Raw genomic sequence first — 21,087 nt, forward strand, 5'->3', positions numbered from 1 at the left:
ACATCACGGACTTAAGGAGGTGTGTCTCGTGGCTAAAAAAGTTATTAAAGTTGTTAAACTTCAAATCCCTGCTGGTAAAGCAAACCCAGCTCCACCGGTTGGTCCTGCATTAGGTCAAGCAGGTGTGAACATCATGGGATTCTGTAAAGAATTCAACGCGCGTACTGCAGATCAAGCTGGTCTTATCATTCCAGTTGAAATTTCAGTATTCGAGGACCGTTCATTCACTTTCATTACAAAAACTCCACCTGCAGCGGTACTACTTAAAGTAGCAGCTGGTATCCAATCTGGATCTGGTGAACCAAATCGTAAAAAAGTGGCAACGGTTAAACGTGATAAAGTTCGCGAAATCGCTGAAACTAAAATGCCAGACCTTAACGCTGCTTCAGTAGAAGCTGCAATGTTAATGGTTGAAGGTACTGCACGAAGCATGGGTATTGTTATCGAAGACTAATCCCATTACTTGATGATGTATTTGTTTTTTGGAAGGTTGCGGAGTTTCTTTGTGAACGCGCAACCTTTATTCGTGGGAGGTAAAATCCGCTATAACCACAATCAAGGAGGAATTATATAATGGCTAAAAAAGGTAAAAAACTGCAAGATGCAGCAAAATTAATCGACCGTAACGCATTATACGGCGCTCAAGAAGCAATCGAACTTGCTCAAAAAACTAGCACAGTGAACTTCGACGCTACTGTAGAAGTTGCTTTCCGTCTAGGAATCGATACTCGTAAAAACGACCAACAAATCCGTGGTGCAGTAGTGTTACCAAACGGTACTGGTAAAACTCAACGTGTATTAGTATTCGCTAAAGGTGAAAAACTTAAAGAAGCTGAAGCTGCTGGTGCTGACTATGTAGGCGATGCAGAATACATCCAAAAAATCCAACAAGGTTGGTTTGATTTCGATGTAATCGTTGCAACTCCTGACATGATGGGTGAAGTTGGTAAACTTGGTCGTGTATTAGGACCTAAAGGTTTAATGCCAAACCCTAAAACTGGTACAGTTACTTTCGATGTAACAAAAGCTATCGCAGAAATTAAAGCTGGTAAAGTAGAATACCGTGCTGATAAAGCTGGTATCATCCACGCACCTATCGGTAAAGTTTCTTTCTCTACAGAAAAATTAGTTGAAAACTTCTTAACTGTATTCGATGTAGTGCAAAAAGCGAAACCTGCTGCATCTAAAGGTACTTACATGAAATCTGTAAACGTTACAACTACAATGGGTCCAGCTCTTAAAGTTGACGCTTCAAGCGTAGTAGTAAAATAATTAAAGTTTTTATGTAAAACCGTTGACGGCACTGTCTATCTATGATAAGATGGTTGCTGTTGTGAATCATCCATTTGTACCGTAGACAGTAGGAGTGACTTGTCACTTAATGATCCTACCGAGGACAGCGGAATTCGGATTCTTATTTTAAAGATGATGACTTTCAGCCTCTGTGTCTATTTGACCCAGAGGCTTTTCTTTTGTCGGTATAAATGACCCATTCTAATAGGAGGTGTCATCATGAGCAAAGTTATCGAAAACAAACAAGCACAAGTTCAAGAGATTACTGAGAAATTCCAAAATGCTGCTTCTGTAGTAGTTGTGGATTACCGTGGTCTTAACGTTGCGCAAGTAACTGAACTTCGTAAACAACTTCGTGAAGCTGGCGTTGAGTTCAAAGTTTACAAAAACACTTTAACACGTCGTGCTACTGAAGCTGTTGGTCTTGCAGGAATCAATGACGTATTAGTTGGTCCTAACGCAATTGCGTTCTCAAATGAAGATGTTGTAGCTCCTGCTAAAATCATCAACGAGTTCGCTAAGAAAAATGAAGCTTTAGAAATTAAAGCAGGTATTATTGAAGGTACAATCTCTTCTGTTGAAGATGTTAAAGCACTTGCAGAACTTCCATCACGCGAAGGTCTTCTTTCTATGCTTTTATCTGTACTTCAAGCTCCAGTGCGCAACTTCGCACTTGCAACAAAAGCTGTTGCAGAACAAAAAGAAGAACAAGGCGCGTAATTTCATACGCACTATAACTTCCGCGGCCTGACCGCAACAATAAAAAACATTATCCAATTAGGAGGAAATTATAATGAACAAAGAGCAAATCTTAGAAGCTATCAAAGCTATGACAGTTCTTGAATTAAACGATTTAGTAAAAGCTATCGAAGAAGAATTCGGTGTAACAGCTGCTGCTCCTGTAGCAGTAGTAGGTGCTGCTGCTGGCGCTGCTGAAGAAAAAACAGAGTTTGACGTAGTATTAGCATCTGCTGGTGCTGAAAAAATCAAAGTAATCAAAGCGGTTCGTGAAATCACTGGTTTAGGTCTTAAAGAAGCTAAAGAAGTAGTAGATAACGCTCCTAAAGCTCTTAAAGAAGGCGTTTCTAAAGATGAAGCTGAACAAATCAAAGCTAAACTTGAAGAAGTTGGCGCATCTGTAGAAGTTAAGTAATCTCGCATTACTTTTAAACAAAAGGAAAGCTCGTCATTGCGGCGAGCTTTTTTCTTCATTCTGAGGAGGCGTGGAAATGTCAGATCACTATTATACGAGTAAGCCTCAAACCGAGAGTAAACCTCGTCACTGGACATTCAAGTTGTTAGGGCATACGTTTTCCTTTGAAACGGATGCAGGTGTATTTAGTAAAAGCGAAGTAGATTTTGGATCCCGTGTTTTAATAGATGCTTTTCAAATGCCTGATATTGATGGTGCGATTTTTGATGTGGGGTGCGGGTACGGACCAATCGGATTATCGATTGCCAAAACAAACCCAGACCGTACCGTTCTTATGATGGATATCAATGAACGTGCTGTTGCACTCTCGCAAAAAAATGCGCAAGTAAACGGTGTTCAAAATGTACGGATATTTGTGAGTGACGGACTATCGATGGTTGACAATGATGTAAACGCCGCAGCTATTTTAACCAATCCTCCAATTCGCGCAGGAAAGGAAACAATTTTCCGCTTTTACGATGGAGCTTATGATAAGTTAGTGTCATCTGGTGAGCTGTGGGTAGTAATACAGAAGAAGCAGGGTGCACCATCAACGGTAAGTTACTTAGAAGAAAAATTTTCTGAAGTCGATGTTGTGGAGAAGAAAAAAGGGTACTGGATAGTACGCGCGAAAAAATAAGTGAAATATGCATAAATTATTGACTTGACAAATCGGCTATGATAACATGATACAATGCAAAAATATTATTTTGAGGTCGTATGCCCTTTTTGAATATGATTGTTATAATGTGGGTATACTTGCCAAGATAAGTTTAGTTAACCGAAAATGAGATCTTTTTGAAGACTCGTTTTCTTTTTGTCTTTCGAAATCATACACTATTTGTATGATTTTGCAAAGACCTAATATCGCTTTATTGAGGGGTGAATGAGTTGACAGGTCAACTAGTTCAGTATGGACAACACCGCCAGCGTAGAAGCTTTGCGCGTATTAACGAGGTGCTTGAGCTTCCAAATCTGATTGAGATTCAAACGGCGTCTTACGAGTGGTTCCTTGAAGAAGGTTTACGTGAAATGTTCCGTGACATTTCGCCGATCGAGGACTTTACAGGCAATCTTTCATTAGAATTCATCGATTATTCATTAGGAGATCCTAAGTATGATGTTGATGAGTGTAAAGAGCGAGATGTTACTTACGCAGCTCCATTACGTGTGAAAGTACGTCTTTACAACAAAGAAACAGACGAAGTGAAAGAACAGGATGTCTTCATGGGTGACTTCCCATTAATGACAGAGACAGGTACGTTCATTATCAATGGTGCTGAACGTGTTATCGTTTCACAATTAGTTCGTTCACCAAGTGTGTATTTCCATGATAAAACTGATAAAAACGGTAAGAAAGGTTTCGGAGCGACAGTTATTCCTAACCGTGGTGCATGGTTAGAATATGAAACTGACGCGAAAGATGTAGTATACGTGCGTATTGATCGTACTCGTAAGCTACCAGTAACAGTGTTACTTCGTGCATTAGGCTTCGGTTCAGACCAAGAAATTATCGATATTATCGGTGATAACGAATATTTACGTAATACGTTAGAAAAAGATAACTCTGAAAGTACTGAAAAAGCACTTTTAGAAATCTATGAACGTTTACGTCCAGGTGAGCCACCAACAGTTGAAAGTGCGAAGAGTTTATTATACTCTCGTTTCTTCGATGCAAAACGCTATGATTTAGCGAATGTTGGTCGCTACAAAATGAATAAAAAGCTTCATATCAAAAACCGTTTATTTAACCAAACGATTGCTGAAACGCTTGTAGACCCAGAAACAGGCGAAATTTTAGTAGAAAAGGGTACAGTTCTTGATCGTCGTACTTTAGATAAAATCTTACCGTATCTAGAAGATTCATCAAAAGGAATCGGTTACCGTACTTTATCACAAGTAGGTGGGGTACTTGAGGACGATGTAACAATCCAGTCTATTAAAATTTATGCACCAAAAGATGAAGCGCAAAAAGAAATCAATATTATTAGTAATGCTTACATCGATGAAGAAGTGAAGAATATTACGCCTGCTGACGTATTATCTTCAGTAAGTTATTTCTTCAACTTACTTTACCAAGTAGGGGCAACAGATGATATCGACCACTTAGGTAACCGTCGTCTACGCTCTGTTGGTGAGCTTTTACAAAACCAATTCCGTATCGGTTTATCCCGTATGGAACGTGTAGTACGTGAGCGTATGTCTATTAACGATACAGCTGCTATCGTACCACAGCAGTTAATTAATATTCGTCCGGTGATTGCGTCAATTAAAGAGTTCTTTGGTAGCTCTCAATTATCACAATTCATGGACCAAACAAACCCATTGGCAGAGTTAACGCATAAGCGTCGTCTATCTGCATTAGGACCTGGTGGTTTAACACGTGAGCGTGCTGGTTTCGAAGTACGTGACGTTCACTATTCTCACTATGGTCGTATGTGTCCAATCGAGACACCAGAGGGTCCAAACATTGGTTTAATTAACTCACTATCTTCATTTGCCAAAGTAAATAAATTCGGATTCATTGAAACACCTTATCGTCGTATTGACCATGAAACAGGTCAAGTAACGGATCAAATTGATTACTTAACAGCAGATGAAGAAGATAACTACTATGTAGCACAAGCGAACTCACTATTAAATCCTGATGGTACATTTGCTAAAGAAGAAGTAGTAGGTCGTTTCCGTGGGGACAATACAGTGTTTAATAAATCGCAAATGGACTACATGGACGTATCTCCTAAACAAGTAGTGTCAGCTGCGACTGCATGTATCCCGTTCTTAGAAAACGATGACTCGAACCGTGCACTTATGGGTGCCAACATGCAACGTCAAGCAGTTCCTCTTCTAAACCCAGAAGCACCATTCGTTGGTACTGGTATGGAACACGTTGATGCGCGTGACTCAGGTGCGGCTGTAGTAGCGAAATATGATGGTATTGTTGAGCACGTTGAAGCTCGCTCTATCCATGTTCGCCGCATTGAAGTCGTTGACGGTAAAGAGGTAAAAGGCGATTTAACAAAATATAAATTACAAAAATTCATTCGTTCTAACCAAGGTACTTCATACAACCAACGTCCACTTGTAAAAGTTGGCGAACGTGTGAAACCTCGTGACATTTTAGCAGATGGCCCATCTATGGAAAATGGTGAACTTGCTCTTGGTCGTAACGTACTTGTTGCGTTCATGACTTGGAACGGCTTTAACTATGAGGATGCTGTTATCATGAGCGAACGCCTTGTAAAAGACGATGTTTATACATCTGTTCATATTGAAGAATATGAATCAGAGTCTCGTGATACAAAATTAGGACCTGAAGAAATCACTCGTGATATTCCAAACGTTGGGGAAGATGCGCTTCGTAACTTAGACGAACGTGGTATTATCCGCATCGGTGCAGAAGTACGTGATGGTGACATTCTTGTAGGTAAAGTAACACCTAAAGGGGTTACAGAATTAACTGCTGAAGAACGTTTATTACATGCTATCTTCGGTGAAAAAGCTCGTGAAGTTCGTGATACTTCATTACGTGTACCACACGGTGCTGGCGGTATTATTCTTGACGTTAAAGTATTTAACCGTGAAGATGGCGATGAATTACCACCGGGTGTTAACCAATTAGTTCGTGCTTACATTGTTCAAAAACGTAAAATTCGCGTAGGGGACAAAATGGCCGGACGTCACGGTAACAAAGGGGTTATCTCTCGTATCTTACCGGAAGAGGATATGCCATTCATGCCAGACGGTACTCCTGTCGATATCATGTTAAACCCACTTGGCGTACCTTCTCGTATGAACATCGGACAAGTTTTAGAGCTACACTTAGGTATGGCTTCTCGTTACTTAGGCGTTCATATGGCAACTCCAGTATTTGATGGTGCCAACGAGGAAGATGTTTGGGAAACGATGGAAGAAGCAGGTATGAACCGTGACGGTAAAACAATCCTGTATGATGGACGTTCAGGTGAACCATTCGATAACCGTGTATCAGTAGGTATCATGTACATGATCAAACTTGCTCACATGGTTGATGATAAACTTCACGCACGTTCAACTGGTCCTTATTCACTTGTTACTCAACAGCCACTTGGTGGTAAAGCACAGTTCGGTGGACAACGCTTTGGTGAGATGGAGGTATGGGCACTTGAAGCATACGGTGCTGCTTACACACTTCAAGAAATCTTAACAGTTAAATCCGATGATGTTGTTGGTCGTGTGAAAACATACGAAGCAATCGTTAAAGGTGAAAGTGTACCAGAGCCAGGCGTTCCTGAATCATTCAAAGTATTGATTAAAGAACTTCAATCTCTTGGTATGGATGTGAAAATGTTAACAGTTAATGATGAAGAGGTAGAGCTTCGCGACTTAGACGAAGAAGAAGATCTTCAACCAGCTGACGCACTTAACATTGCACCACAGCAAGAAAAAGAAGAAGAGCCAGTAGAGTCTTTTGAATAATGGAAAACGTTAGTTCACACCTTTGTGAACACGGTCAAAGTTATTTTTCAAATTAGTCGGGCAGGATTTAACGCCCTGTCCGGCTTTTTCTTTTAACTTCTTTCAGCGGGTGTCCAAACACCTACTGAAAGAAGTGAAAGCCTCCGGCGGATGTCACGGAATCGGAAAGGAATTCTTTGTGCAAACACAAAGCCGATTCCAGACACAATTATGCCGAGGCATAATTGATTAAATCATTCTATTTTTAATCTTTTGCCAAAGAGACATGATTCTTGCAAAACGATTATCGAGCTGCGTAAAAGAGTCTTTATAAAAGACCTATACTAGAGGGAGGTAGGCTCCTTGATAGACGTTAATGAATTTGAATATATGAAAATCGGTTTAGCTTCTCCTGACAAGATTCGTTCTTGGTCATACGGTGAAGTCAAAAAACCTGAAACAATCAACTATCGTACTTTAAAACCAGAAAAAGATGGTTTATTCTGTGAGCGTATTTTTGGTCCAACTAAGGACTGGGAGTGTCATTGTGGTAAATATAAACGTGTACGCTATAAAGGCGTAGTTTGTGATCGTTGTGGAGTTGAAGTAACACGCGCTAAAGTTCGTCGTGAACGTATGGGTCACATCGAATTAGCAGCACCAGTATCTCATATCTGGTACTTCAAAGGTATTCCTAGCCGTATGGGACTTATTTTAGATATGTCCCCACGTGCACTAGAAGAAGTAATTTACTTTGCTTCTTACGTTGTAATCGAGCCAGGTGCTACAAACTTAGAAAGTAAGCAACTGCTTTCTGAAAAAGAGTACCGTGCATATCGTGAAAAATTCGGCAACACATTCGAAGCATCTATGGGTGCGGAAGCAATTAAGAAATTGCTAGGCAAAATTGATCTTGAAGATGAAACTCATTCTTTAAAGGAAGAGTTGAAATCAGCACAAGGTCAACGTCGTACACGTGCAATTAAACGTCTTGAAGTTGTTGAATCATTCCGTAACTCAGGTAACTCTCCTGAATGGATGATTTTAGATGTACTACCGGTTATTCCACCAGAGCTTCGTCCGATGGTGCAATTAGATGGTGGTCGTTTTGCAACTTCTGACTTAAATGATTTATATCGTCGTGTAATCAACCGTAATAACCGTTTAAAACGTTTACTAGACCTTGGTGCTCCAAGTATCATCGTACAAAACGAAAAACGTATGTTACAAGAAGCTGTTGATGCATTAATCGATAACGGTCGTCGTGGTCGTCCTGTAACAGGTCCTGGTAACCGTCCATTAAAATCACTTTCACATATGCTGAAAGGTAAACAAGGTCGTTTCCGTCAAAACTTACTTGGTAAACGTGTTGACTACTCTGGTCGTTCGGTTATCGTAGTAGGTCCAAACTTAAAAATGTATCAATGCGGTCTACCAAAAGAAATGGCAATTGAGCTATTTAAGCCTTTCGTAATGAAAGAGTTAGTAGAACGTGGTCTTGCTCATAATATTAAATCTGCTAAACGTAAAATCGAGCGTTTAAACAACGATGTATGGGACGTTTTAGAAGATGTAATTCGTGAGCATCCAGTATTACTAAACCGTGCACCTACGCTTCACCGTCTTGGTATTCAAGCGTTTGAACCAACACTAGTTGAGGGTCGTGCTATTCGTCTTCACCCATTAGTATGTACAGCTTATAACGCTGACTTCGATGGTGACCAAATGGCGGTTCACGTACCATTATCAGCAGAAGCACAAGCAGAAGCTCGTCTTCTAATGCTTGCTGCACAAAATATCCTGAACCCGAAAGATGGTAAACCAGTTGTAACACCATCTCAAGATATGGTATTAGGTAACTACTACTTAACACTTGAGCGTGAAACAGCTCGCGGCGAAGGAACAATTTTCTATGGACCAAACGAAGTATTAATTGCATATGATACAGGTCATGTTCATTTGCATACTCGTATTGCGATTAAAGCAAGTTCGTTAAATAACCCAACATTTACTGAGGAACAAAATAATATGTTCCTATTAACGACTGTTGGTAAAGTAATCTTTAACGAAATCTTGCCGAAATCATTCCCATACATTAACGAGCCAACTGATTTCAACTTAGAGCAAGAAACACCAGACAAATACTTTGTTAACTTAACAATTGATGAAGAAACGTTAAAAGAGCTTGAAGCAGATGCTACTTATAATGGGCTTGATGAAAAAGGTAAAGTTGAAGCACAACGCACAGCTGTACTGCGCAAACACTTTGCATCAGTACCAGTTGTAAACCCATTCCGTAAAAAATTCTTAGGTAATATTATTGCTGAAGTATTTAAACGTTTCCACATTACTGAAACATCTAAAATGCTTGACCGCATGAAAAACCTAGGATTCAAATATTCAACACGCGCTGGTATCACTGTAGGTGTATCTGACATCGTCGTATTACCAGACAAAGGCGAAATTTTAGCGGTAGCTCAAGAAAAAGTAGATAAAGTTCAAGCGCAATTCCGTCGTGGTTTCATCACGGAAGATGAGCGTTATGATCGCGTTATCTCAAGCTGGAGTGCTGCGAAAGATGAAATTCAATCGAAGCTGATGAAGTCGCTTGAGAAAACAAACCCAATCTTTATGATGTCTGACTCAGGTGCCCGTGGTAACGCATCTAACTTTACACAGTTAGCTGGTATGCGTGGTCTGATGGCCAACCCGGCTGGTCGTATCATCGAACTTCCAATTAAATCTTCATTCCGTGAAGGTTTAACGGTATTAGAGTACTTCATCTCAACTCACGGTGCTCGTAAAGGTCTTGCCGATACAGCCCTAAAAACTGCCGATTCAGGTTACTTAACACGTCGTCTTGTTGACGTAGCACAAGATGTTATCGTTCGTGAGGATGACTGTGGAACTGACCGCGGTTTAACAATCGGTGCGTTAATGGAAGGCACAGAGTTAATTGAAGCGTTAGATGAACGTATTATCGGTCGTCATACGAAGAAAACAATCATGCATCCAGAAACAGGTGAAGTTATCTTAGAAAAAGATGGCTTGATCGATCAAGATATCGCTCGTGCGATTATCGAGATTGGTATCGAGGAAGTAACAATCCGTTCAGCATTCACATGTAATACAAAACATGGTGTATGTAAAAAATGTTACGGCATGAACTTAGCAACAGGTGAAGAGGTTGAAGTTGGAGAAGCAGTTGGTATTATTGCGGCTCAATCAATCGGTGAACCAGGTACACAATTAACAATGCGTACATTCCATACAGGTGGGGTTGCCGGGGATGATATTACGCAAGGTCTTCCACGTATCCAAGAGATTTTTGAAGCACGTAATCCTAAAGGTCAATCAGTTATTTCTGATATCGCGGGTACTGTTTCAGACATCACTGAAATCCGTGAAGGTCTAAAAGAGATTACAATTGAAGGTGAAGTAGAAACACGTAAATACGCAGCACCTTACAATGCTCGTCTAAAAGTACAAGAAGGCGACTTTGTAGAGCGCGGTCAAGTATTAACAGAAGGTTCTATTGATCCAAAACAATTATTAAAAGTTAAAGACGTTTCAACAGTTCAAGAATACCTGTTAAAAGAAGTACAAAAAGTATACCGTATGCAAGGGGTAGAAATTGGAGACAAACATATCGAGGTAATGGTTCGCCAAATGCTTCGTAAAGTTCGTGTAATCGAAGCTGGTGATACAGAATTATTACCAGGCTCATTACTAGATATTCACCAATTCTCAGAAGCAAATGTAGATGCTGTGCTAAATGGCAAAAACCCTGCAACTTGTCGTCCTGTTATCCTAGGTATTACAAAAGCGTCTCTTGAAACAGAATCATTCTTATCCGCTGCATCATTCCAAGAAACAACTCGTGTGTTAACGGATGCTGCTATTAAAGGAAAACGTGATGAACTTCTTGGTCTGAAGGAAAACGTAATTATCGGTAAACTTGTTCCTGCAGGTACTGGTATGCAACGTTACCGTCAAATCCGTATTGAAAAAGATGAGCTTGACACAGAAAACCTAATTTCTGCTGAATAATCATTAAAATATGTGCCGAAGAGATGTATTTTAAGCATCTCTTCGGGCTTTTTAAAGATATTAGTTGACAGTCGAAATTGGTAATGATAATATATTGAAGGTTGATAGTTAACTGTCTGTACTTCGGAGGATATGAAAATGTCTTATGATAGAGTAAGGGATAGTCAAACAATCATAGGTACAAAGCAAGCAGTAAAAGCAATGCAAGCTGGTTCAGTGAAAGAACTTTTTGTGGCACTTGATGCAGACAATTGGGTAACCGATTCGGCCATATCTTTCGCGAGAGAAATCGGTATACCAGTTATTCTTGTTGAGTCCAAAAAGGAACTGGGCAAGGCCTGTGGAATCCACGTTGGAGCTGCAGTAGTTGCGATCACTGTAGAGTAGTTTTTGTGTATTAAACACAAAGACTTTGTTTTTACCCAAAAAATGAACCACCTGGATGTGTGGTATTAAAAAGGAATAAATGAAGGGAGGAAATACCGATGCCTACAATTAACCAATTAGTACGTAAGCCTCGTCAATCTAAAATCACGAAATCAAAATCACCAGCGTTAAACAAAGGATATAACTCATTTAAAAAATCTTTAACTGATGTTAAATCTCCACAAAAACGCGGTGTTTGTACTCGTGTAGGTACAATGACACCTCGTAAACCAAACTCAGCGTTACGTAAATACGCTCGTGTACGTTTAACTAACCAAATTGAGGTTACAGCTTATATCCCAGGTGAAGGCCACAACTTACAAGAGCACAGTGTTGTTCTTATCCGTGGCGGACGCGTAAAAGACTTAGCGGGTGTTCGTTACCATATCGTACGTGGAGCTCTTGATACAGCTGGTGTAAACGGTCGTTTACAATCACGTTCTAAATACGGAACAAAACGCCCTAAAGAAAAAAAATAATTTAACATTATTGAGCATTGCTTAATAATGAGCTTAAGTAGTTGTCGCAAATTTCTAATCTTGCTAGCAGATTGGAATTTTTTGCGGCAAATATAACAAGACAATTTTTATAAAATAAATCGATAACTATTCGAAAGGAGGAAAACACATGCCTCGTAAAGGTCCTGTTTCCAAACGTGACGTGTTACCAGATCCAATTTATAGTTCAAAACTAGTAACTCGTTTAATTAATAAAATGATGGTTGATGGTAAAAGAGGTACTTCTCAAAAGATTTTATACGGTGCGTTCGATTTAGTTAAAGAACGTTCTGGTGAAAATCCAATTGAAGTATTCGAAGCCGCTCTAAATAACGTAATGCCAGTTCTTGAAGTACGCGCTCGCCGTGTTGGTGGTTCTAACTACCAAGTGCCAGTAGAAGTACGTCCAGAACGTCGTACAACTTTAGGTCTTCGTTACCTAGTTAACTACGCTCGTCTTCGTGGTGAAAAAACTATGGAAGAGCGTTTAGCTAACGAAATCCTAGATGCTTCTAACAACACTGGTGCATCAGTTAAAAAACGTGAAGATATGCACAAAATGGCAGAAGCGAACAAAGCATTCGCTCACTACCGTTGGTAATCTAAACATCGCATAAGCCCAATATGGAAGGAGAAATACCTTATGAAACGCGAATTCTCTCTAGAGAATACTCGTAATATTGGGATCATGGCTCACATTGATGCTGGTAAAACAACAACTACTGAGCGTATCCTTTATTACACAGGTAAGATTCACAAAATCGGTGAAACTCACGAAGGCGCTTCTCAAATGGACTGGATGGAACAAGAGCAAGAACGTGGTATCACAATCACTTCTGCTGCGACAACAGCTCAATGGAACGGCAACCGTGTAAACATCATCGATACTCCTGGACACGTAGACTTCACTGTAGAAGTTGAACGTTCACTACGCGTACTTGATGGTGCTGTAACAGTTCTTGATGCTCAATCTGGTGTTGAACCTCAAACTGAAACAGTATGGCGTCAAGCTACAACTTATGGCGTTCCACGTATCGTGTTCATTAACAAAATGGATAAAACAGGTGCAGATTTCTTATATTCTGTAGGAACTCTACACGAGCGTTTACAAGCTAACGCTCACCCTATCCAATTACCTATCGGAGCTGAAGATCAGTTCTCAGCAATCATTGACTTAGTTGAAATGAAAGCTACTTTCTACGGCGACGAAAAAGGTACTGCAGTAACTGAAGGTGAAATTCCTGAAGAACACCGCGCACAAGCTGAAGAATACCGTGAAAAATTAATCGATGCTGTTGCAAGTGTTGATGAAGAAATCATGGAAAAATATTTAGAAGGCGAAGAAATTTCTGTTGCTGAACTTAAAGCGGCTATCCGTCGTGCTACGATCGCAGTAGAATTTTACCCAGTAATCTGTGGTACAGCATTCAAACACAAAGGCGTACGCCCAATGTTAAATGCAGTAGTTGATTACTTACCATCTCCATTAGATGTACCAGCAATCAAAGGTACTGATATTGATGGTGACGAGGAATTAGAACGTCATTCTTCAGATGAAGAGCCATTCTCAGCTCTTGCATTCAAAGTTATGACTGACCCATTCGTAGGTAAATTAACTTTCTTCCGTGTGTATTCTGGAACTTTAGAATCAGGTTCATACGTACAAAACTCTTCTAAAGGTAAACGTGAACGTGTAGGTCGTATCCTACAAATGCACGCAAACTCTCGTGAAGAGATTTCTAAAGTATTTGCTGGGGACATCGCAGCAGCAGTAGGTCTTAAAGATACTACTACTGGTGATACTCTATGTGACGAGAAAAACCTAGTTATTCTTGAATCAATGGAGTTCCCTGAGCCAGTAATTTCTCTTTCTGTAGAACCAAAGTCAAAAGCTGACCAAGATAAAATGGGTCAAGCTTTACAAAAACTTCAAGAAGAGGATCCAACTTTCCGTGCTCACACTGACACAGAAACTGGACAAACAATCATCTCAGGTATGGGTGAGCTTCACCTTGATATCTTAGTTGACCGTATGCGCCGTGAATTTAAAGTAGAAGCTAACGTAGGTGCTCCAATGGTATCTTACCGTGAAACATTCCGTAGCTCTGCAAAAGTTCAAGGTAAATTCACTCGCCAATCTGGTGGTCGTGGACAATACGGAGACGTAACGATTGAGTTCTCTCCAAATGAAGAAGGTAAAGGCTTTGAATTCGAAAACGCTATCGTTGGTGGTGTAGTACCTCGTGAATACATTCCTGCAGTAGAAGCTGGTCTTCGTGACTCTCTTGACCGCGGTGTAGTAGCTGGTTACCCACTAATCGACATTAAAGCGAAATTAGTATTCGGTTCTTACCATGACGTTGACTCAAATGAGATGGCGTTCAAAATTGCTGCATCTATGGCTCTTAAAGAAGCTGCTAAACAATGTGACGCAGTTATTTTAGAACCAATGATGAAAGTAGAAGTTGTAATTCCAGAAGAATACCTTGGTGATATCATGGGTAACATTACTTCTCGTCGCGGACGCGTTGAGGGTATGGAAGCTCGCGGTAACTCTCAAGTTGTTCGCGCAATGGTTCCTTTATCGGAAATGTTTGGTTATGCAACGACTCTTCGTTCAGCAACGCAAGGACGTGGTGTATTCTCAATGACATTCGATCATTATGAAGAAGTACCAAAATCAATCGCTGCTGAAATCGTTAAAAAAAATAAAGGTGAATAATTGAATTTTCATCTTGCATAAAGTATAACTAATTTGTAAGCTATGATTGTGGGATGGTGGATGGGCCCGTTCGCCATCAGCAATCATTCTATAAATTTTAAAAAAATATAAACATATAATTTTGAGGAGGCAATCTCTAATGGCTAAAGAAAAATTCGACCGTTCAAAAACGCATGCTAACATTGGTACAATCGGACACGTTGACCATGGTAAAACAACTTTAACTGCTGCTATCGCAACAGTTCTTTCTAAAAAAATGGGTGGAGAAGCTAAATCATACGCTGATATCGATAACGCTCCAGAAGAAAAAGAACGTGGTATCACGATCAATACTTCTCACGTAGAATACGAAACTGATACTCGTCACTATGCACACGTTGACTGCCCAGGACACGCTGACTATGTTAAAAACATGATCACTGGTGCTGCACAAATGGACGGCGGTATCTTAGTAGTATCTGCTGCTGACGGCCCAATGCCACAAACTCGTGAACACATCCTTTTATCTCGTCAAGTAGGTGTTCCATACTTAGTAGTATTCATGAACAAATGTGATATGGTTGACGACGAAGAATTATTAGAATTAGTAGAAATGGAAATCCGTGACCTACTTTCTGAATATGACTTCCCAGGCGACGATCTTCCTGTAATCAAAGGTTCTGCTCTTAAAGCTCTTGAAGGTGAAGCAGAATGGGAAGAAAAAATCATTGAATTAATGGACGCTGTAGATTCTTACATCCCAACTCCAGAACGTCAAACTGACAAACCATTCATGATGCCAGTAGAGGACGTATTCTCTATCACTGGTCGTGGTACAGTTGCAACTGGCCGTGTTGAACGTGGTCAAGTTAAAGTTGGTGACGTTATCGAAATCATCGGTATCACTGAAGAAGCTAAATCTACAACTGTAACTGGTGTAGAAATGTTCCGTAAATTATTAGACTACGCTGAAGCTGGTGACAACATCGGTGCTTTACTTCGTGGTGTAGCTCGTGAAGAAATCCAACGTGGTCAAGTATTAGCTAAACCAGGCTCAATTACTCCACACACTAACTTCAAAGCTGAAGTTTATGTTTTATCAAAAGAAGAGGGTGGCCGTCATACTCCATTCTTCTCTAACTACCGTCCTCAGTTCTACTTCCGTACAACTGACGTAACAGGTATCTGTAACTTACCAGAAGGCGTTGAAATGGTAATGCCTGGCGATAACATCGAAATGACAGTAGAACTTATCGCTCCAATCGCTCTTGAAGAAGGTACTAAATTCTCTATCCGTGAGGGTGGCCGTACTGTAGGCGCTGGCGTAGTTGCTTCTATCCAAAAATAATTTTAGCGCAAGCTAATTTTCCAAACCAATCTGTAGGGACGCTTACAGATTGGTTTTTTTGTGTTAAAATATGTAAAGAATATTTGGTAATCTTAGTTGAATTAGATTATTTAATGTATACATAATGGGTGAAATACCAAAAAGCAGAAATATCGATTTTTTACGAAACCGCTAGAGGTGAAAGCTAGTACCAGAGACATCCGCGGGAAGTTTTAACTTCTTTCAACGGATGTTTGGACAACTGCTTAAAGAAGTTGAAATTAAAAGGCAGTGTAGCATGTAGAGTATAGAATCGCACCCCTTTTAATTACTATTAACCGTTTATTAATTCATCTTTAAAAAGTTAGGATAATATTTGTTAAAAACGTATTATATATAAGTTGGTTGGAGTGGAGGTTGGGCAACTCCTCGGGGATCAGCGGCTCTTCGGACGCCCCCAGGAAAGCGCCCAGTCGGAACTGAAATCAACCACACGTTATGACGATTAGCCTATTTAATACATATAAACATTTCATGAAAGGAGAATTTGCAAATGGAGATGAAAATATTGTTGATTGAAGATGATCCATCAATTTTCGAAATGATTCAGACACGTTTTGCACAATGGTCACTCCAAGTTGTAGGTCCTAAAGACTTTCAAAAGGTAATGGATGATTTTATTGAACAAAAGCCACAGCTTGTATTGATTGACATTCAGCTTCCAGCCTATGATGGTTTTCATTGGTGTCGCGAAATACGTCATATCTCAAAGGTGCCAATTCTCTTTCTATCTTCACGAGACCATCCAATGGATATGGTAATGGCAATGCAAATGGGGGCAGATGACTTTGTACAAAAGCCTTTTCATATGGAGGTATTACTTGCAAAGGTACAAGCCATTTTACGTCGTACATATGATTATATAGAAGAATCTATGGATGTCACACGGTTTAATGGTGCAGTTATTGACTATGCACGCAGTGAAATTATGTATGAGGGTAACCTTGCTTCGCTAACTAAAAATGAACTCTTTATTTTACGCATTTTAGTGGAGAAAGCTGACCAAATAGTTTCTAGAGATGATTTAATGAGAAGGCTATGGGATGATGAGCGCTTTGTTAATGATAATACATTGTCGGTAAATGTTAATCGATTACGTACTAAGCTTGAGGATATAGGTTTACAAGAAGCGATTTTAACTAAAAAGGGACTTGGTTATATGGCTGTAACACAAGGGACGTGAGTGACAATGCTAATTTTATTTTTAAGAGAACGCCTCGCTTGGATAGGCTTTTTCGTTTTTATCATCGTTATTATCAATGTTCTATTTTCTCTAGATGCTGGTTTAGAGGGAATATCTATTTGGTATATGAATGTTAGCATGGTTATTAGTTTTATGATTTTTCTTATTTGGCGATATATAGTAGAAGTAAGGCAGCTAAAGGATTTCCTGGGAAATGTGGAGAGTCAACTCGATGATGTGCATAGCAAAAGTTTGGCGTTATCACCGTTTCAAACGGCATACCTTACGAAAATTGAAGATGTATTTTATGACAAGAACACAGAGTTAAATCAAGCAAAGGTACAGCTGCAAGAATATTCGGATGAACTCCTAGCGTGGGTTCATGAAGTAAAGGCACCTTTAACTTCAATTAATTTAATGCTGGATCACGTAGAAGATTTGACACTACGTCGTAAATTAGAGACTGAGTGGTTAAGACTACATTTATTAGTTGATCAGCAGCTACATCAAACACGTTTAGCTTCTATTGAAAAAGATAATTATATGACGGAGATCGAGCTAAGTACTGTGGTTTATAAGGAAATAAGAGCTATGCAGGCATGGTGTATTGAAAAAGGTATCGGTTTCGATGTTGAAGCGTTAACAGAGACAGTGATGACAGATGGTAAATGGCTAGCCTTTATAATCCGACAAATTCTGTCCAATGCCATTAAATATAGTCCTGCAAATTTAGAGGTATTGATTTTTACGGAAATAGATACAACTGGAGCGACACTACTACATATAAAAGATGCGGGTATTGGCATTCATAAGGAGGATTTACCTCGAATTTTTTATAAATCGTATACTGGGACAGCCGGCAGAGAGTCTGCACAATCAACAGGTATGGGCTTATACTTAGCGCATAATGTGGCGCAGAAAATCGGCGTTCGTATAACTGTTCAATCCAGTGTGGGTGAAGGCTCGATATTTACGTTACGTTTTCCATTGCAAAATGAATATGTCAAACTAACAGGTAGATGACGAAATTGTCACCTACCTTTTTATATTGTCATGTAAAACACACGAATTAGCGAAGAAGGCAGGGTACACTTGAACTATAGAAAGGGGCGTTTTTAAGTGGCAGTTTTAATTGGTCGTAAAGTAAAAAAAGTCTATGGAAAAAAATCAACAGCCCAAGAGGTTTTAAAGGGCATTGATTTAGAAGTTAATCAAGGTGAATTCGTTGGCATTATGGGACCTTCAGGATCTGGGAAGACAACTCTTTTAAATGTTTTGTGTTCAATTGACTTTGCAACAGAAGGTGTTATTGAAATAAATGGTCAAAACTTACGTGGTATGAAGGAGAAGGCGTTAGCTAATTTCCGTCGCGAACAATTAGGATTCATATTCCAAGATTATAATTTGTTAGATACGCTAACGGTAAAAGAAAATATTCTACTACCATTAGCTATTGGTAGGCTACCAAAGGCTGTTGCAGAGAGTCGTGTAAAAGAGCTTACACACTTATTAGGTATTACAGAGATTTTAAATAAATACCCAAATGAAATATCAGGTGGTCAAAAGCAACGTACATCAGCAGCTCGTGCACTGATTACAAATCCATCGCTTGTTTTCGCTGATGAACCTACAGGTGCACTTGATTCAAAATCAGCCACTGCACTTTTAAAAAATCTACAAAGTATTAATGAGTCAAAAAAAGCAACGATTATGATGGTTACGCATGATGCGGTAGCAGCGAGTTTTTGTACCCGTGTTTTATTTTTGAAGGACGGACTTATTTATAGTGAGCTATATAAAGGGGATAAAACGAGACAGGCATTTTTCCAAGAAATCATGCATACGCAAAGTGTGCTAGGCGGTGACGGCTATGAGTCTTAGTAAACTCGTACTACGCAGTATGAAGAAAAATATGAAGCATTATTATTTATATTTTTTCGCACTTATTTTTAGTGTTACTTTATATTTTTCTTTTGTGACATTGCAAAATAATGCTGAAGTGTTGGCTACAGTAGACAAGAGCGGTACGGCCAAAGCGGGATTTGCTGCGGCAACATATATGCTGTACTTTATTGTCTTGTTTTTCGTCCTATATGCCAACCATCTATTTATGAAGCGTCGCAGTAAGGAAATAGGCTTGTATCAGCTAATAGGGATGACAAAGGGGCTCATCGTACGCTTATTAGCGGTAGAAAGTATCCTCTTGTTTGTAGGAGCAATCGTTTTAGGGATGCTTGCAGGGTTCTTTAGTTCGCGCTTATTTGCAATGATATTACTGCGGGTACTCGAAAAAGAGGCACTTGTGACGATGACATTTAGTACAGAGGCAATGCAGCAGTCTATCGTAGTATTTGCCATTTTACTAATCATTGTACTTGTGCAAATGGCTTGGATGATTTACCGCGTATCATTACTATCATTATTCAGTGCTTCCAAGCAAGCAGATGAGCGCGTAAAGCGTTTCAGCCCATTACAAATGGTCATTGGTTTTTTGGGGCTTGTACTAATTGCATATGGCTACTATGCATCAACGAAGCTCTTCGATATTAACTCTCAGGGCAATTTAACTCTTAATATGATGATTATTTTAGCAACTACCATTGGCGGAACGTTCCTTGTTTTCCGTTTCTCTGTAGCATTTATTATGAATTCAATTCGTCTTAAGAAAAATGGACATTTAACTGTCCGTGATGTATTAGCGCTAACACCAATTATGCATCGTATGAAAGGTAATGCGAAATCATTAACACTTATAACGGTTTTAACAGGCGTTTCACTTGGTATTACAACTTTAGCCTATATATCGTATTATTCATCAGAATCATCGGCGTATAGCTGGGTGCCTGGTGATTATGTTTTACTTGAAGATAAGGGCCAGGAATTTTTAAAGAAGCTAGAAGAAAATAATATTGCTTTTGATAAAAGAGATTACCGATTACAGAGTGTTTCAGCTTCGTTTACACAATTATTATCTGAAAGTCAACAAAATGAGGATAATCCCCTTTTTGGTTTAGATGGAATCATTTATACAATTCCACTTTCAAATTATCAACAATTAGTTCCTGAAGCTTCCGTTTCGGATAATGATGTTATATTAACAAACTATGGTGGTTATATGGCAGAGATGTTTCCACTTGAAAAGGATCGTGATGTAGTTGTCACACCAGGAGGTCCAGAGGGGGCTAAGGAAGAAACGCTTCATGTTAAAGAAGTTCGACATGAAAGTATTATAAGTGGTACTGTGACTTCTGGGCCTGGGGGGCCAATTTTTGTAGTTCCAGATGCACTGTTTGAAAAGTTAGATGCTCATGATGTATCTGATATGTGGCAAAATCAAACTACTATAAATCTAAAGAATAAAAGTGATTTAGCTCTAGCAGAGAAATTATATAAGCAAACAAATGGCGAAAATTTTATACAATCCTATGAAGAAGAGCGTAAGGGGAATATTGAATCATTAGGAATAACGATATTTACCGCAGCATTTTTAGGATTAGCATTTTTAATGACAACAGGCAGTATTTTATACTTTAAGCAAATGTCTGAGGCAGAAGAGGAGCGAGGTTCTTATACGATATTAAGAAAGATTGGCTTCGCTGAAAAAGATATTATGAAAGGTATTTATATGAAGCAAGCCTTTAATTTTGGTGTTCCATTAATAATAGGGCTGCTCCATAGTTACTTTGCTGTAAAGTCAGGCTGGTTTTTATTCGGCTCAGAGTTAACTACACCATTATGGATTGCTATGAGCTGCTATATAGCGTTATACGCTATCTTCGCTATACTTTCCGTCGGCTATTATAAAAAAGTTATCCGTGAATCATTATAATAGGAAGAAATCTAAAAGCAGTATGATTATTTAAGATCATACTGTTTTTTGTCGTTTAAATTAGGAAGATTATTATAGGGGTATAAAAATAT

At 39.3% G+C, this 21,087-nt stretch carries 16 protein-coding genes and 1 other annotated feature; all 16 genes read left to right on the forward strand.

The annotated features are described in order from the left end of the window. Positions 1-28 precede the first annotated feature (28 nt). The gene (gene rplK, locus AC1DCY_RS06690; protein ID WP_004233593.1) at positions 29-454 is read left to right on the forward strand and encodes a 50S ribosomal protein L11; all 426 of its coding nucleotides are present in this window, start codon (positions 29-31) and stop codon (positions 452-454) included. A 119-nt stretch (positions 455-573) separates the two neighbouring features. After that, a complete protein-coding gene (rplA, locus tag AC1DCY_RS06695; RefSeq protein WP_370043892.1) occupies positions 574-1,272 on the forward strand; it encodes a 50S ribosomal protein L1 in 699 nt (232 codons plus the stop codon). Positions 1,273-1,333: 61 nt separating this feature from the next. Further along, positions 1,334-1,480: a sequence feature (ribosomal protein L10 leader region), on the forward strand. A gap of 32 nt (positions 1,481-1,512) precedes the next feature. Continuing rightward, on the forward strand, positions 1,513-2,013 hold the full coding sequence (gene rplJ / locus AC1DCY_RS06700) for a 50S ribosomal protein L10 (RefSeq protein ID WP_477348610.1): 501 nt from the start codon (positions 1,513-1,515) through the stop codon (positions 2,011-2,013). A gap of 73 nt (positions 2,014-2,086) precedes the next feature. Next, positions 2,087-2,446, forward strand: a complete 360-nt coding sequence (gene rplL / locus AC1DCY_RS06705; RefSeq protein WP_049662812.1) for a 50S ribosomal protein L7/L12 — start codon at positions 2,087-2,089, stop codon at positions 2,444-2,446. A gap of 76 nt (positions 2,447-2,522) precedes the next feature. Further along, positions 2,523-3,125, forward strand: coding sequence for a class I SAM-dependent methyltransferase (locus tag AC1DCY_RS06710; protein ID WP_370077741.1), 603 nt, complete (start codon positions 2,523-2,525; stop codon positions 3,123-3,125). 242 nt (positions 3,126-3,367) lie between these two features. Next, positions 3,368-6,943 carry a DNA-directed RNA polymerase subunit beta gene (gene rpoB / locus AC1DCY_RS06715; RefSeq protein WP_477348612.1) on the forward strand — a complete coding sequence of 1,192 codons (3,576 nt, stop codon included), beginning with the start codon at positions 3,368-3,370 and terminating at the stop codon, positions 6,941-6,943. 342 nt (positions 6,944-7,285) lie between these two features. Then, positions 7,286-10,972, forward strand: a complete 3,687-nt coding sequence (gene rpoC / locus AC1DCY_RS06720) for a DNA-directed RNA polymerase subunit beta' (protein WP_477348614.1) — start codon at positions 7,286-7,288, stop codon at positions 10,970-10,972. Between the two features lie 138 nt (positions 10,973-11,110). Then, a complete protein-coding gene (locus tag AC1DCY_RS06725) occupies positions 11,111-11,359 on the forward strand; it encodes a ribosomal L7Ae/L30e/S12e/Gadd45 family protein (RefSeq protein WP_142509905.1) in 249 nt (82 codons plus the stop codon). A gap of 98 nt (positions 11,360-11,457) precedes the next feature. Then, on the forward strand, positions 11,458-11,877 hold the full coding sequence (gene rpsL / locus AC1DCY_RS06730; protein WP_010860613.1) for a 30S ribosomal protein S12: 420 nt from the start codon (positions 11,458-11,460) through the stop codon (positions 11,875-11,877). A 148-nt stretch (positions 11,878-12,025) separates the two neighbouring features. Further along, positions 12,026-12,496: a 30S ribosomal protein S7 gene (rpsG, locus tag AC1DCY_RS06735; RefSeq protein ID WP_100542814.1), complete on the forward strand. Its 471-nt coding sequence runs from the start codon at positions 12,026-12,028 to the stop codon at positions 12,494-12,496. Positions 12,497-12,538: 42 nt separating this feature from the next. Next, positions 12,539-14,617 (forward strand): elongation factor G, encoded by a 2,079-nt coding sequence (fusA, locus tag AC1DCY_RS06740; RefSeq protein WP_477348618.1) that lies wholly within the window; start codon positions 12,539-12,541, stop codon positions 14,615-14,617. A 139-nt stretch (positions 14,618-14,756) separates the two neighbouring features. Then, positions 14,757-15,944 (forward strand): elongation factor Tu, encoded by a 1,188-nt coding sequence (gene tuf, locus AC1DCY_RS06745; protein WP_142509903.1) that lies wholly within the window; start codon positions 14,757-14,759, stop codon positions 15,942-15,944. Between the two features lie 538 nt (positions 15,945-16,482). Next, entirely contained in the window at positions 16,483-17,166 is a 684-nt protein-coding gene (locus AC1DCY_RS06750) for a response regulator (RefSeq protein ID WP_477348666.1), read from the forward strand. A 6-nt stretch (positions 17,167-17,172) separates the two neighbouring features. Further along, positions 17,173-18,189, forward strand: a complete 1,017-nt coding sequence (locus AC1DCY_RS06755; RefSeq protein WP_477348620.1) for a sensor histidine kinase — start codon at positions 17,173-17,175, stop codon at positions 18,187-18,189. Between the two features lie 96 nt (positions 18,190-18,285). After that, positions 18,286-19,047 carry an ABC transporter ATP-binding protein gene (locus AC1DCY_RS06760; RefSeq protein WP_477348622.1) on the forward strand — a complete coding sequence of 254 codons (762 nt, stop codon included), beginning with the start codon at positions 18,286-18,288 and terminating at the stop codon, positions 19,045-19,047. Further along, complete coding sequence (locus AC1DCY_RS06765) at positions 19,037-20,995, forward strand: FtsX-like permease family protein (protein ID WP_477348624.1); 1,959 nt, start codon at positions 19,037-19,039, stop codon at positions 20,993-20,995. The genes AC1DCY_RS06760 and AC1DCY_RS06765 overlap by 11 nt, the downstream gene beginning before the upstream one ends. Positions 20,996-21,087: the final 92 nt, after the last annotated feature.

It is taken from the genome of Lysinibacillus sp. 10T31 (assembly GCF_056394365.1).

What these genes read in the sequence shown, in the direction of transcription:
- rplA (WP_370043892.1), top strand. Translation starts at nt 574, where the DNA reads ATGGCTAAAAAAGGTAAAAAACTGCAAGATGCAGCAAAATTAATCGAC.
- rplJ (WP_477348610.1), top strand. Translation starts at nt 1,513, where the DNA reads ATGAGCAAAGTTATCGAAAACAAACAAGCACAAGTTCAAGAGATTACT.
- rplL (WP_049662812.1), top strand. Translation starts at nt 2,087, where the DNA reads ATGAACAAAGAGCAAATCTTAGAAGCTATCAAAGCTATGACAGTTCTT.
- AC1DCY_RS06710 (WP_370077741.1), top strand. Translation starts at nt 2,523, where the DNA reads ATGTCAGATCACTATTATACGAGTAAGCCTCAAACCGAGAGTAAACCT.
- AC1DCY_RS06725 (WP_142509905.1), top strand. Translation starts at nt 11,111, where the DNA reads ATGTCTTATGATAGAGTAAGGGATAGTCAAACAATCATAGGTACAAAG.
- rpsL (WP_010860613.1), top strand. Translation starts at nt 11,458, where the DNA reads ATGCCTACAATTAACCAATTAGTACGTAAGCCTCGTCAATCTAAAATC.
- rpsG (WP_100542814.1), top strand. Translation starts at nt 12,026, where the DNA reads ATGCCTCGTAAAGGTCCTGTTTCCAAACGTGACGTGTTACCAGATCCA.
- fusA (WP_477348618.1), top strand. Translation starts at nt 12,539, where the DNA reads ATGAAACGCGAATTCTCTCTAGAGAATACTCGTAATATTGGGATCATG.
- tuf (WP_142509903.1), top strand. Translation starts at nt 14,757, where the DNA reads ATGGCTAAAGAAAAATTCGACCGTTCAAAAACGCATGCTAACATTGGT.
- AC1DCY_RS06750 (WP_477348666.1), top strand. Translation starts at nt 16,483, where the DNA reads ATGAAAATATTGTTGATTGAAGATGATCCATCAATTTTCGAAATGATT.
- AC1DCY_RS06755 (WP_477348620.1), top strand. Translation starts at nt 17,173, where the DNA reads ATGCTAATTTTATTTTTAAGAGAACGCCTCGCTTGGATAGGCTTTTTC.
- AC1DCY_RS06765 (WP_477348624.1), top strand. Translation starts at nt 19,037, where the DNA reads ATGAGTCTTAGTAAACTCGTACTACGCAGTATGAAGAAAAATATGAAG.